This window comes from Herbidospora galbida (assembly GCF_005233835.1).
GTDB lineage: Bacteria > Actinomycetota > Actinomycetes > Streptosporangiales > Streptosporangiaceae > Herbidospora > Herbidospora galbida.
In genome coordinates, this window is record NZ_SZQA01000005.1 from 16,901 (window position 1) to 30,092 (window position 13,192).

10 protein-coding genes are annotated in these 13,192 nt (G+C 69.3%); all 10 read right to left on the reverse strand.

Annotated features, from left to right (window positions below; all coding sequences use genetic code 11):
* Positions 1-35 precede the first annotated feature (35 nt).
* Positions 36-1,187 carry a mandelate racemase/muconate lactonizing enzyme family protein gene (locus tag FDA94_RS07465; protein ID WP_137246308.1) on the reverse strand — a complete coding sequence of 384 codons (1,152 nt, stop codon included), beginning with the start codon at positions 1,185-1,187 and terminating at the stop codon, positions 36-38.
* Between the two features lies 1 nt (position 1,188).
* The gene (locus FDA94_RS07470) at positions 1,189-2,010 is read right to left on the reverse strand and encodes a carbohydrate ABC transporter permease (RefSeq protein WP_137246309.1); all 822 of its coding nucleotides are present in this window, start codon (positions 2,008-2,010) and stop codon (positions 1,189-1,191) included.
* Positions 2,010-2,975, reverse strand: coding sequence for a carbohydrate ABC transporter permease (locus FDA94_RS07475; RefSeq protein ID WP_212735222.1), 966 nt, complete (start codon positions 2,973-2,975; stop codon positions 2,010-2,012). The genes FDA94_RS07470 and FDA94_RS07475 overlap by 1 nt, the downstream gene beginning before the upstream one ends.
* A 4-nt stretch (positions 2,976-2,979) precedes the next feature.
* A complete protein-coding gene (locus tag FDA94_RS07480; protein ID WP_137246310.1) occupies positions 2,980-4,254 on the reverse strand; it encodes an ABC transporter substrate-binding protein in 1,275 nt (424 codons plus the stop codon).
* Positions 4,255-4,340: 86 nt separating this feature from the next.
* On the reverse strand, positions 4,341-5,096 hold the full coding sequence (locus FDA94_RS07485) for a FadR/GntR family transcriptional regulator (RefSeq protein ID WP_212735223.1): 756 nt from the start codon (positions 5,094-5,096) through the stop codon (positions 4,341-4,343).
* A 94-nt stretch (positions 5,097-5,190) separates the two neighbouring features.
* Positions 5,191-7,578 carry an RICIN domain-containing protein gene (locus FDA94_RS41015; protein ID WP_137246312.1) on the reverse strand — a complete coding sequence of 796 codons (2,388 nt, stop codon included), beginning with the start codon at positions 7,576-7,578 and terminating at the stop codon, positions 5,191-5,193.
* A gap of 46 nt (positions 7,579-7,624) precedes the next feature.
* On the reverse strand, positions 7,625-8,950 hold the full coding sequence (locus FDA94_RS07495) for a lectin (protein WP_137246313.1): 1,326 nt from the start codon (positions 8,948-8,950) through the stop codon (positions 7,625-7,627).
* A 516-nt stretch (positions 8,951-9,466) separates the two neighbouring features.
* Positions 9,467-10,921, reverse strand: a complete 1,455-nt coding sequence (locus FDA94_RS07500) for an acyl-CoA synthetase (protein ID WP_137246314.1) — start codon at positions 10,919-10,921, stop codon at positions 9,467-9,469.
* A complete protein-coding gene (locus FDA94_RS07505) occupies positions 10,914-12,212 on the reverse strand; it encodes an MFS transporter (RefSeq protein ID WP_137246315.1) in 1,299 nt (432 codons plus the stop codon). Before FDA94_RS07505 ends, FDA94_RS07500 begins: the two co-directional genes overlap by 8 nt.
* Before the next feature lie 91 nt (positions 12,213-12,303).
* Positions 12,304-13,164: an amidohydrolase family protein gene (locus FDA94_RS07510; protein ID WP_137246316.1), complete on the reverse strand. Its 861-nt coding sequence runs from the start codon at positions 13,162-13,164 to the stop codon at positions 12,304-12,306.
* Between the last annotated feature and the right edge of the window lie 28 nt (positions 13,165-13,192).

Genomic DNA, 13,192 nt, shown 5'->3' on the forward strand with positions numbered 1-13,192 from the left:
GGCAGATCCTTTCTTCCGGCGCGGACGCGCGGACGTCAGTGCACGCGGGGAGCCAGCAGCCGCAGACCGGCCTGCCCGGGACGGACGGCCGGGCTGTCGTAGGCGCGGGTGACCGGGCCGCCGGTGATCGCCTTGATCGCGTCCTCGTCGAGCGTCAGGCCCGCCCCCGGCGTGTCGCCGAGGATGAACGCGCCGTCCTCGACGGACACGTCGAGGACGAACCCGGTGGGCGGGCGGAGGTCCTGCAACTCGGTGGCCAGGTGGTTCGGCACCGCCGTGGCGGCGTGCAGCAGGCCGAACGGGGTGGTGCCGATCGGGCTGACGGGCAGGTCGTAGGCGTGCGCCAGCGCCGCCACGCGCAGGAAGTGGGTGACCCCCCAGACCGCCGCCGTCTGGACGACGTCGACGGCCCCGGCCGCGATCAGCGGCCGGAACTGCTCCAGCCCCGTGAGGTTCTCCCCCGTGGCGACGGCGGCGCGCACGCCCCGGCCGACCGCCGCGAGGCCGTCGGCGTCCCAGCGCCGGACGGGCTCCTCGATCCAGGTCAGATCGAGGGTCCGTTCCAGTTCGGCCACGTGGCGGACCGCTTGCTTGCGCGACCAGGCCTCGTTGGCGTCGAGCATCAGGCCCGGCCGGGCGCCGTTCCCGGCGTCGGCGAGCACGTCGCGGACGAGGGTCAGGCGCTCGCGGTCGCGGTCGACGTCCAGGCCGCCCTTGAGCTTGGCGGCGCGCAGGCCGCGTGCGGCGTACTCCTTGTACAGGCTGACGAGCCCGGCGTCGTCCACGCCGATGTCCAGGCCGGAGGCGTAGGCGGGCACGCGCCGGTCGCGCCCGCCGAGCAGCCGCCAGAGCGGTTCGCCGGCCGCCTTGGCCTTGATGTCCCACAGGGCGGTGTCGAGCGCCCCGATGGTGCCGAAGACGGTCCCGGCGTGACCGGCTTTGAAGGTGTGGCGCAGCATGCGGTCGTAGAGCGCCGTCACGCCACGCGGATCCTCCCCCTCCAGCGCGGTGAAGATCGAGTCGATCTCCACGTGCGGGCCCATGCCCACGCCCGTGATGCCCTCGTCGGTCTCGACGACGACGAGCGGGACCTTGACGACCCCGTCGGCGTAGAGACCGTTGGCGTCCCCGACGGGACGCCCCCAATCATGGACGGTGGTCAACGCGCGATACCCCGAGATGCGCATGTCAGCCCTTCGTGGAACCGGCGGTCACACCGTCGGCGATCTGACGCTGGAGGAACAGGTAGACGAGAAGTACGGGTACGGCGGCGATCAGGACCCCGGACGCGAAGGTGGGAATGTTGTCGGTGTACTGACCGCGCAGGGAGGTGACCCCGACCATGAGTGTCCGGTGGTCGGCCGACGGCATCATCAGCAGCGCGATGAGCACGTCGTTCCAGCAGAACAGGGCGTCCAGGATGCCGACCGACAGCAACGCCGGCCGGCCGATGGGCACCATGATCCGGCGGTAGACGCCGTAGACGGTGTTGCCGTCGATGCGGGCAGCGTCCACGATCTCCCTGGGGACCGATCGGTAGTAGCTGGTCATCAGGAACACGGTGAACGGGAGGAACTGCGCCACGTACGCGAGGACCAGCCCCGGATAGGTGTCGATGAGGCCGGTGTCGGCCATGACCCGCGAGAGCGGCACCATGATCACCTGGAACGGGATGAACAGCGCGGCCAGGCAGCCGATGAACAGGGCCTTCGACCCGCGGAACGGCAGCCTGCTGAGCGCGAAGCCCGCCATCGAGCCCAGCCACAGCAGCAGGAACACCGACGTCCCCACCACGAGGAGCGAGTTGGCGAAGTAGCGCGCCATGCCGACGCTGTTCCACGCCGCCGCGATGTTGTCCCAGTGGAGCGTGTCGGTCAGCGAGAAGCGGTCGAGCACGTACTCGCGCCGGGTCTTCATCGCCACGTTGGCGGTGAAGATGAGGGGATAGATCGTGGCCAGGGCCAGGATCGCCATCGGAACGGCGACCACCCACTTGGCGACGCGCCGCATCAGTCCTCCCGTCCCGCGCGGCGCAGCACGCTGATCTGCAGCAGGCCCACCACGAGCATGATGAGGAACAGGACCGTGGAGGCCGCCGAGGCGAGCGCGGGCCGGTTCATCTGCCCCTGCTGAATCCAGATGTAGTACTCCGGCAGGTAGGTCGACCCCTCGGGCCCGCCGCTGGTCATCACGTAGAGCAGGCCGAACATCGAGGTCAGCATGCCGATCATCGTCGTGACGAAGACGAACTGGATCGTCTGGCTCAGGCTCGGGATGATCACGTGCCAGATGCTCTGGCGCAGCGACGCGCCGTCGACCCGGGCGGCGTCGAGCAGCGAGGCATCGAGGGTGGCGAAGCCGGCCAGGAAGACCACCAGGGCCATGCCGAACGTGGCCCAGATCTGCACCCCGACGACGGCGAACTTCGCCACGCCCGGGTCGCCCAGCCAGTCGACCGGCCCCAGGCCGATCACGCCGAGGAACTCGTTCAGCGGCCCGTCGAAGGCGAGCATGAGGTTGAAGATGGCCCCGACGATCACCGGCGACAGCACTGCGGGGAAGAAGTACACGCTGCGGAAGAACCGGTGGCCCGGCACCTTCAGGAAGATGAACGTCGCCAGCAGCCCCGGGATCGCGACCGCGACCGGCAGGAGCAGCACCAGCAGCCCCACGTTGCCCAGCGCGGTCTGGAACAGCGGGTCGTCCAGCAGCTCCAGGTAGTTGGCGAAGCCGACCGCCGTGCCGTTGGCGTCGCCGTCTCCGGTGAAGGAGAAGTTGACGCCCAGCGCCAGCGGGTAGAGCCGCAGCGCCACGATGATCAGGACCGCCGGGGCGATCAGCACGTACGGCGCGAAGCGTTCGGAACGCCCTCTGCGGCGGGCCGCGCCGTGGCGGGACCGCTCCTTCGTGCCTCCCGCGGCGGCCCGCCCGGATATTTCCGGGCGGACCGTCGGTGAGGTGTTCCTCGTCGACACCGGCTCAGTTCTCCTGGTCGGAGGCGGCCAGTTCCTCCACCGCCTCGTCGACGGTCGCCGAGCCGCTCAGCAGCTTCTGCGACAACCGGCCCATCAGGTCGATGGTCTTGGAGTCCATCGCGACGTGCAGCGCCGGCTTGCCCGCCTTCAGCTGCGCCACGATCTCGCCGACGACGGGGGCGTCCTGCGGCGCGGAGATGGTGGTGTCGGAGGCGATCGCGCCCGCCTCGGCGGAGAAGGACGACAGGGCGTCGGTGGTGGTCAGCGACCGGACCAGATCAGCGGCGGCCTTGGGGTCCTTGGTCCACTTGGCGACCGCGTAGCCGATGCCGCCGTCGTAGGGCAGGCTCGGCGTGGCCCCATCGGTGACGACCGGGGCGAGCATGATGCCGACCTTGTCGGGGCCGATGAACTCGCCGAAGTCCTTCCAGTGACCGATGTCGGACATCAGGCCGATGATGTGGGCGGCCTTGCCGGTGTTGAACACCGAGAAGATGTCGGTGAACATCGCCGTGGAGTTGGCGCCCTCGTTGTTGAGCTTCTTGTCCCCGGTCTCCTTGAACATCTCGAAGATCTTCTTGACGTGGGGGGACTTCCAGTCGCGCTTGCCGGCGATCCAGTCGTCGTACTCGGCCGGCGTCAGGACGCCCGAGCCCATACCCGAAAGCCAGAACTGCGGCCCGATGCCCTCCTTGTTGCCGAGGGCGAAGCAGGCGGCGCCGGTCGCCTTCTTGAGCTTGTCGCAGTTGGCGAGGAACTCGTCCCACGTCGTGGCGGGGGCGGTGATGCCGGCCTTCTCGTAGAGGGCCTTGTTGTAGTAGATCGGGTGGCCCTGGAGGGTCACCGGGGCGCCGTAGGTCTTGCCGTCCTTGGCGAAGGCCTCCCAGCCGGCCAGGCGCGACTTGTCTTCGGCGACGTACTCGTCGAGGGGCAGGAGCGAGTCGGCGCGGTCGCGGATCTGGCCGCCGCCGTTGAAGAGCATGACGTCGGGCCCGGTCTTGGTCTGCATCGCCGCGCCGAGCAGGGTGTAGTACTGCTCGAACGGCTGCGGCACGAACTCGACGGTGACGTTCGGATGTTTCTTGGCGAAGTCGGCCTTCGCCTTCTCGATGTATGTCTTGGCGTACGGCTCACCGGACTTCCAGTCCCAGACCACGAGCTTGCTCGCGGGGGCCGCTGCGGCCGATCCGGTCGGCGTCGACGCGGGACGCGTCGCACTGCCGCATGCGGCCACAGTCAGCGCTAGGACCACGACGCCCGGCCAAAGGGTTCGCTTCATCGCTGTTCACTCTCCCGGCGGCGGCCGGTCGGCCCGGCCGCTCATGTGAACCGGAACGTAATTCGTATGACGTCTTACGTCAATACTTATTCGGTCGCCGAGAAGATGCGTTGCTGAATCTCCTTGCGGTAGTCCTCCAGCGTGTTGTCGATGTGGGCGGCCGCCGCCTTCGCCGCGGTCTCGGCGTCGCCGACGCGAATCGCCTGGAAGATCGCCTCGTGCTCCTCGACCGCCTTGGCCGCGTGGCCGCCGATCGAGCCGCTCATGCCGATCAGGCTCGACTGCGCCTGGAGCCGTCGAGCCTCTCTGACCGCCACCTGAAGGAACATGTTGTGCGAGGCGGTCGCGATGGCGGTGTGGAAGGCGTCGTCGCCCTCGTTGAACGTGGCCTCGCGCCCCGTGTCGAACCCATGCCGACAGAGACCCGCGGCCTTCTCGATCTCGTGCAGCTCCGCGGGCGTGGCCCGGTGGGCGGCAAGGCGGCTGGTCTCCATCTCCTGGGTACGCCGGAATTCGAACAACATGTAGACGTGGTCGAGGTCGGCAGGGAGGAAGAACGGCGCCCACCGGCCGGTGCCGAGCATGCCCTCGTCGTCGGCCACATAGAGGCCCCGGCCCTTGTGCGCCCGCACCCGGCCCAGGGCGGACAGGATCTTCACCGCCTCACGGACCACCGTGCGGCTGGTGCCCAGCCGCTGCGCCAGGTCTATCTCCGTGGGCATGCGGTCACCCGGCCGCAGCCGCAGCCGGCTGATCAGCTCCAGTACCTGTTCCGCCGCCACCTCGTATCCGGGCCGATAAGGACCCGTCGCCCGCTCCACGCCGCTCGTCTGCTCTGCCACACCCCCAAGAGTACGACTGATCGACCTCACTATGAGGCCGCACATCCCAGGCCAGAGGGGGGCCGGGCGCCGAGTCCGGCCCCCCCGGTCCTGGCTACCCCCGCAGGGTCCAGCGCTGGTTGGCGCCGGCGTGGCAGGTCCACAGCGCCAGGCGGCTGCCGTTGGCCGTGGCGTTGCCGGACACGTCCAGGCACAGTCCCGACTGGACGCCGGAGATGGTGCCGTTGGCGTTGACGGTCCACCGCTGGTTGGCGCCGCCGTTGCAGTCCCAGATCACCACCGGGGTCCCGTTGGCGGTCCCCTGGCCCGAGGCGTCCAGGCACTTGTTCCCGAACACCGTGAACTGGCCGGACGACGTCCGCGACCACCGCTGGGTGGACACCCCGGAGCAGTCCCAGATGTGCGTCGGAGATCCGTTGGCGTTGCTGTTGTTCTGGACGTCGACGCACCGGTTCGATTGGACGCCGACGAGCTCCACGGTCTGCGGATTGGTGGTGCCGCCCTGCGGCCCCGCGGCGTTCATGACGGCCTGCGCGCCCGAGGGCCAGGCGCCGTTGGAGACCACGACGTTGTTGTTGACGACGTTGCCCCGGTCACCGTTGGTCACGTTGGTGGAACTGCTGCTGGTCCAGTTCCCGGTGACCGTCCAGTTGCCCATGTTCTCTCCACCCCAGTAGTTGGCGGTGGCCCACACCCCGATGGAGGAGAAGACGTTGTTCCTGACCGTGTAGTACTTGGACCCCTCGTCGAAGTAGACGCCGAAGTGCCCGTTGGTGCGCAGGCAGTAGTTGTCGCTGATGACCGCGCCCGGGTTCCACGACAGGGTGTAGATGCAGCCGCCGTCGTTCATCTGCTGCATCACGTCGTGGACGTAGTTGCCGATGAGCCGGTTGTTCGAGGCGGTCGTCGGGGTCGTGTAGCGGGGCTGGTAGTTGTACAGGCCCCGGTTGGCGTACTGGGTGTTGCCGCCGGTGTCGTTGGCGCCCCAGCCGTAGCCGATCGACATGCCGGTGTAGGGCATGTTGTAGACCTCGTTGTACGACACCGTCGCGTCGCTGACGTAGGTGGTCAGCACCGACACGATGCCCCGGTAGTCCAGGCCCAGGTCGTGGATGCGGTTGTTGCTGATCGTGATGTTGCGGTTGACCATGCGCTGGTCGCTGGGGTGGTGGGCGTCGGCCCTGACCCCGCCGACCACGACGCCGCCGGCCGAGCTGCGGGCGATCTCCGACCGGGTGATCGTGATGTTGCTGGCGGCCAGGCCGACGCCGCTGGTGTTGGCGTTGGCGTCGTTGCCGATCCCGATGGCGGTCTGCCCGAGGTTGACGAACTGGGAGTCGCCGAAGGTGATGTTGTCGGCCGCCGAGATCTGCACGGCGGCGGGCATCTGGTTCCAGTTCGGACGGGCCGCCTCGAACTGCGTGCAGCCGTTGTGGCAGGTCGAGAAGCCGGGCCAGTTCCAGTTGCCGTAGATGTAGGAACCGGTCTGCTGGTCGACGAAGCCCTGGTTGCTGCTCGGCCCGAGCCACGTCGTGCCGGTGAAGGTGATGCCGGAGAACGCGATGTGGTGGGCGGGCGCGGACAGGGTGCCGCCCACCGACACCAGCGACTGCAGCACCGGCATCTCGACGCTGACGCTGCTCATGTTCTGGCCGGAGGCCGGGATGTAGTAGAGGACCCCGGTGCCGGTGTTCAGGTACCACTCGCCCGCGGCGTCGAGGAACTCGTAGGCGTTGGCCAGGTAGAGCGGCCCGGCCCGGTGGGGCTGGGTGAAGGTGTCGTAGCCGAAGTTGTTGTTGTTCCAGGCCGGCTGCTGCATCGTGATCTGGCCGCCGCTGATGCTCTGCACCGGGGAGTACCGGTCGGTGAACGACCCGACGCTCTCCATCTCGACCCGGCTCTGGTTGGCCAGGTTGTTGAGGTAGTTCAGGGCGCTGTTGGTGAACCGCATGCCGGTGCTGCTCGCGGTGAAGTCGGCCCGGTTCACCTGGGTGCGCGCCCTGGTCGCGGCGGCGCCGTTGACGTAGAGCTGGCGGGTGTCGACGCCGGTGCCCACGTTGGCGCGCCAGATGTTCCTGCCGGAGTCGGCGAGCGTCCAGCCGGTGACGGCGCGGGCGCCGGTGATCACCGGCCGGGCGCCGGCGGCGGCCTGCCAGCGCACGGTGTATCCGTTGTTGCCCGAGTCGGCGGCCGTCAGCCGGAGCGGCGCGGTCAGCCGGTAGGTGCCCGCGGCCAGTTCGACCACGATGTCGCCGGACATGGCGGCGTTCTGCGATCGCACCGCCGTCTGGGCCGCCGAGATCGAGCACGGCTGCGCCGAGGTGCACGCGGTGCCCGAACCGGTGGCCGAGACGTACAGGGTCGTGGTCGCCGCGGCGGCCGGGGAGACCGGCGCCGCGACGGTGACCGCGACGGTCAGCCCGAGCGCCGTCGTCGCGGTGGACAGCACCCTTCTCAGGGCGGCTAAGGAGCGTGGGAGCATGGGATCTTTCCTTGATGGGGGGTGTGTTCGGCGGGAGGCCGCTTTCTCAGGCGCGCGTCCAGCGCTGGTTGGTGCCGCCGTGGCAGGCCCAGATGTGGACCCTGGAGCCGTTGGCGGTGCCGTAGTTGGACACGTCGAGGCACTTGTTCGCCCCGAGGGCGGTGATGCTGCCGTCGGAGTTGAGCCGCCACTTCTGGTTGTTCTGGCCGTTGCAGTCCCAGATGATCACCGCGGTGCCGTCGGCCGTGCCCGCGCCGTTCACATCGAGGCACTTGCCGCCGTAGACCCGCAGCTCACCGGCGGCGGTGGCGGTCCACTGCTGGTTGGCCTGCCCGTTGCAGTCCCAGAGCTGGATGGTCGCGCCGTTGGCCTGGGAGGCCCCGCTGACGTCCAGGCAGCGGCCCGAGCCGACCCCGCGGAGGGGAGCCGTGGTGCCGGGAGAGGTCGTGGGCGTGGGAGTGGGCGACGGCGAGGGGTTGGGGCCGCTGCCGAACTGGGAGAAGAACTTCCACACCTCGCCCTTGGTCCAGGTCGTGATACCGCTCTCCGCGTAGGTCCCGTCGACCGGGCCGGGCATGTGCCCGTTGTCGAAGGCGGCCCACACGACCGGGTAACCGGCGCGGCAGCCGGAGTAGGACGTGAGGGTGTGGGTGCGGCTGCCGGAGGCGGGCTCGGGCGGGTTCTGCGCGGTGCATCCGTTGTTGCGGACGAACCGGTCGCGCAGCGACCGTCCCTGGGAGATGTTGAGGACGTTGTCGGTGATCCCGTGCAGGCCCATGTACGCGATGGGCTGCGTGCCGCCCTCACACCCGCTGAGCTGGGCGCCGGCGAAGACGGCGACCGCCCGGAAGACCGTGGCCCGCGTGCAGGCCAGGGCGTAGCTCATGCCGCCGCCGTAGCTGAACCCGGTGGCGAAGCGCTGGGTGGTGTCCACGCAGAGGTCGCCCTCGATGCGCGTGATCATGTCGTCGACGAAGCGCACGTCCTCGCCGCCGGAGTTGGCCCAGCCGTTGCCGAGGCCCTGCGGCGCGACCAGGATCGCGCTGTTGTTCGACTGCTCCTGCTGTCCGTAGTAGGACCACGCGGTCCCGCTCGTGCCGCCGGAGGCGACGTCGTTCATGGTGCCGCCCCGCCAGTGGAAGGCGAAGATCAGCCGGTACTGCCGGTTGCTGTCGTAGCCGTCCGGCACCCGCAGGATGAACTGCCGGCTCTTGCCGCCGCTCGTGATGGTGTGGGTACCGCTGCGGAGCGTCGGCGCCTTGCCGCACCCCGCCGTCGCGGCGGCGCCGGCCGGCGGCGCGAGTAACCCGGTGGCCAGCACCAGCCCGGCGGCGGCCACGATGGCCGCGAAGATCGATCTGTGCTTTGACATCGTGCGACTTCCTCTGCGCTCGGGTAGGACGATGAGGTCGCTCAGGACCGGCTCAGGGCAGGAGAACAGGGCAGGCGAACAGGGCCGGTGCGTCCGGCGTGCCGTTCAGGGAGATGGAGCGGCCCAGCCGGTGACCGGAGTGGCACCACCGAAAACCGGCGAGGGCCGCCATGACATCTGTGTGGCGCATATCGGTCTGATCAGGAACCCGGGAGACAGAAGAGCCTTCTCACCAGGCAGCTCCTCATCGACGACCTCTGCGGAGGGATGCGGCGTCCATCCTCAGACGATGCACAGTTCACCGATATGTGAGCGCTAACAAGCGCACACGTCGCCACCGCTCCTTTCTTCCTGTGAATCCACCCTGACAGGTCTTGCGTAGCAAACAACAGTCGACACGGCAGCGTCAAGAGTATGAAACATGCAGACAATCTCGGTGGCGTGCCGCCGGCCCGTGGGCGCTGGGCTTTCGGGCTCCGCCGCGCCGCCCGCGGAGATCGCGGCCTGCTGAAACCTTCATCTGGGGACGCCGAGAGCGCGGAGTTCCGGTTTACGAATCTTGCCGGAACCCGTCTTCGGAAGGGCGTCGACGACGTCGAAATACACGGGGATCTTGTATTTCGCGAGCCGGGCGCGTAGAAAGGCGGTCAGCTCCCCGGCGGTCACCTCCGCGCCCGCCGCGGGCACGAGGAAGGCGCGGCCCACCTCGCCCCACCGGGGGTCCGGCACGCCGACCACGGCGGCCTCCGCCACCGCCGGGTGGGTGAACAGCACCGCCTCGACCTCGGCCGGATAGACGTTCTCGCCGCCGGAGATGTACATGTCCTTGACACGGTCGACGATGGTCAGATGGCCCTCGTCGTCCATGACCCCGATGTCGCCGGAGTGGAACCAGCCGTCCTCGGTGAGCGCGGCGGCGGTCGCCTCGGGGTTGCCCCAGTAGCCGGGGGTCACGTTCGGCCCCTGGATGAGCACCTCTCCGGGCGTTCCGGGGGGAGCGTCCACCCGCACGTCGGCGAAGAAGACCGGGACCCCGGCCGAGCCGGCCCGGCGTTCGCTGTCGGCCGCCTCCAGGAAGGTGGCGCCGGGGGCGGTCTCGGTCAGGCCGTAGCCCTGGCAGAACACCAGGCCCCGTTCCTGGTAGGCGCGGATCAGCGCCACCGGGATCGGCGCCCCGCCGGACATGAGGGTGCGCAGCGACGACAGGTCGGCGTCGGCCCAGCGGGGTGAGCGGGCGAAGGCGGCGAACATGGTGGTGACGCCGAACATCCAGGTGACGCGGTGTTCCTCGATGAGGTCGTAGCAGCGGTCGACGTCCCACGACGGCATGATCACCGAGGTGCCACCCTTGAGGAAGGTCGGCAGGAGGGTCTGGTTCAGCGCCGCGACGTGGAAGAGCGGCGCGCTGATCAGCGTCACCTCGCTGCTCGTCAGGTCCACCCCGATCATCATGTTGACGCAGTTCCACACCAGGTTGGCGTGGGTGAGCATGGCGCCCTTCGGGCTGCCGGTGGTGCCCGAGGTGTAGAGGATCAGCGCCACGTCGCCGGGCGCGACCGCGACGTCGATCGGATCGGGGTCGCCGCCCTCGATCCACGTCTCGAGCTCGTCGAGACCCACGGCCGGCACGTCCATCTCCGCCGGGGCGAAGGCGGGGTCGTAGACGAGGAGCGAGGCCCCCGAGTCGCGCAGCATGTACGCGATCTCGGGCGCGGCCAGGCGGAAGTTCAGCGGGACGAACACCCCGCCGAGCAGGTGCGTGGCGAACATGGTCTCGGCCAGCGCGACGTGGTTGGGGCCGAGGTAGGCGACCCGGTCGCCCGGCCGGATGTCCAGCCGGGAGGCCAGGCGGGTGGTTCTCTCGTGGAACTCGGCGTAGGTCACCGGCCGGCCCGCCTGCACGAACGCGGTCCGGCCGGGGCTCATCCGGGCGCGGCGGGCGGGCCAGCCGCCGAGCCCGGCGTTACGCATCGGTGGCGGCGAGGTCTCGGGTGCTGGTCTCCCGCAGCGCCAGCACGCAGCCGACGGTCACCAGGCAGCAGACCGCGATGACGATGGAGATCGCCGTCGTGCCGCCGCCGCCCGACGAGGCGTCGAGCTGGGCGAACAGCAGCGGTCCGAGACCGGCGCCGAGCCCGGCGAACTGGTAGCCGAGCGAGGCGCCCGTGTACCGGTTCCTGGTGGGGAAGAGCTCGGCGTAGAGGGCGGCTAGCGGGCCGTACATGAGCGGGTGGATGATCGCCTGGCCGAGCACCAGCGCCAGGGTGAGAACGACCACGCTCCCGGTGTTCACCATCGGGAACAGCACGAAGGCGAAGACGGCCATCAGCAGCGCGCCGACGAGCACGACCGGCCGACGCCCGGTCCGGTCGGAGAGCGCCGACCACCCGATGATGCTCACCACGGCCAGCGCCGACGAGAGCGTCAGGCCGTTGAGCACGTCCTGGCGGGCGAAGCCGGTCCGCACCCCGTAGGCGATCAGGTAGGTGGTGAGGGTGCCCTGCGCCACGAAGGCCGACAGGCCGACGCCCACGCCGAGCAGCAGGGTCCGGGGATGGTCGCGGAGGACCTCCAGCAGCGGCATCCGGGTGGTGCGCTCGGCCGCCGCGAACACCGGGGTCTCCTCGACCCGCAGCCGGACGAACAGCCCGACGGCCAGCAGCAGGATGCTCAGCAGGAACGGCACCCGCCAGCCCCAGCTCAGGAACGCCTGCTCGTCGAGCAGGGCGGCGGTGCCGCTCAGCGCACCGGTCGAGAGCACCATGCCGAACGGGGCGCCGGCGTTGGTGAAGCTCGCCCACAGGCCGCGCCTGCTGGTCGCGTGCTCGGCCGACATCAGCACGGCCCCGCCCCACTCGCCGCCGATCGCCAGGCCCTGCACGATCCGCAGCGCGACGAGCGCCACGGGGGCGAGCACGCCGATCTGGTCGTAGGTGGGCAGCACGCCGATGAGGAAGCTCGCCAGACCCATCAGGGTCATGGTGAGGACCAGCATGCGCTTGCGGCCGAGCCGGTCGCCGAAGTGACCGAAGATCATCCCGCCCAGGGGCCGGGCGAGATAGCCCGTGGCGAAGGTGCCGAAGCTGGCGACCGTCGCCGTGAGCGGGTCGAGGGTGGAGAAGAAGACCTTCCCGAAGACCACCGCCGAGGCGGTGGCGTACAGCAGGAAGTCGTAGTACTCGATGACGCTGCCCAGGAAGCTTGAAGCCACCGCGCGGCGGAGCTGAACCTGGCTTCCGGGTAAGACCGATGGGTCCGACATGACTGAGCTCCTCGATCAGGAGAGTGAGCCGCTGCGCCTGCTGCCCGGAGGTTAGGCACATTCATGACGGACGTCAATCCTTTGCCCACTATCAACTCAGGCCGAGCAGCCGGGCCGCGTTCTCCTTGAGGATCTTCGGCCGCACCTCGGGCTTGATGTCGAGCTTGTCGAAGTCGGCCAGCCACCGGTCGGGCGTGATCATCGGGTAGTCGGAGCCGAACAGCACCTTGTCCTTGAGCAGTGTGTTGGCGTACCGGACGAGGATCGGCGGGAAGTACTTCGGCGACCAGCCCGACAGGTCGATGTAGACGTGGGGCTTGTGCGTGGCGACGGCCAGGGCCTCGTCCTGCCAGGGGAACGACGGGTGGGCCAGGATGATCCGCAGCTCGGGGAAGTCCACGGCGACGTCGTCGACGAGCATCGGGTTGGAGTACTTCAGCCGGATCCCGCCGCCGCCGGGCAGGCCCGCGCCGATGCCGGTCTGGCCCGTGTGGAACAGCGCCGGCACGCCCAGTTCCTCGATCGCCTCGTAGAGGGGGTAGGCCGCCCGGTCGTCCGGCGCCATGCCCTGGACGCTCGGATGGAACTTGAAGCCGCGCACCCCGTACTCGCCCACCAGCCTGCGGGCCTCCCTGACCCCCGCCCTGCCCTTCCACGGGTCGACGCTGGCGAACGGGATCAGCACGTCGGGATGGGCCGCGCAGCTCTCGGCGACCTCCTCGTTGGAGATGCGCGGATGCCCGGTCGCGTGCTCGGCGTCGACGGTGAACACCACGGCGGCCATGCGGCGTTCGCGGTAGTGGGCGGCCATCTCGGGGATCGTCGGGCGGGCGCCCTCCTTGAAGTACTTCGCCGAGGCGGCGTTCAGGTCGTCGCTCAGCGAGGCGTGCCCGTCGGCGGAGACCTCGGCGTGCGTGTGGACGTCGATGGCGACGAGTTCGCCGACGTTCATGAGCCCTCCTTGGGCACAAATCTGACTT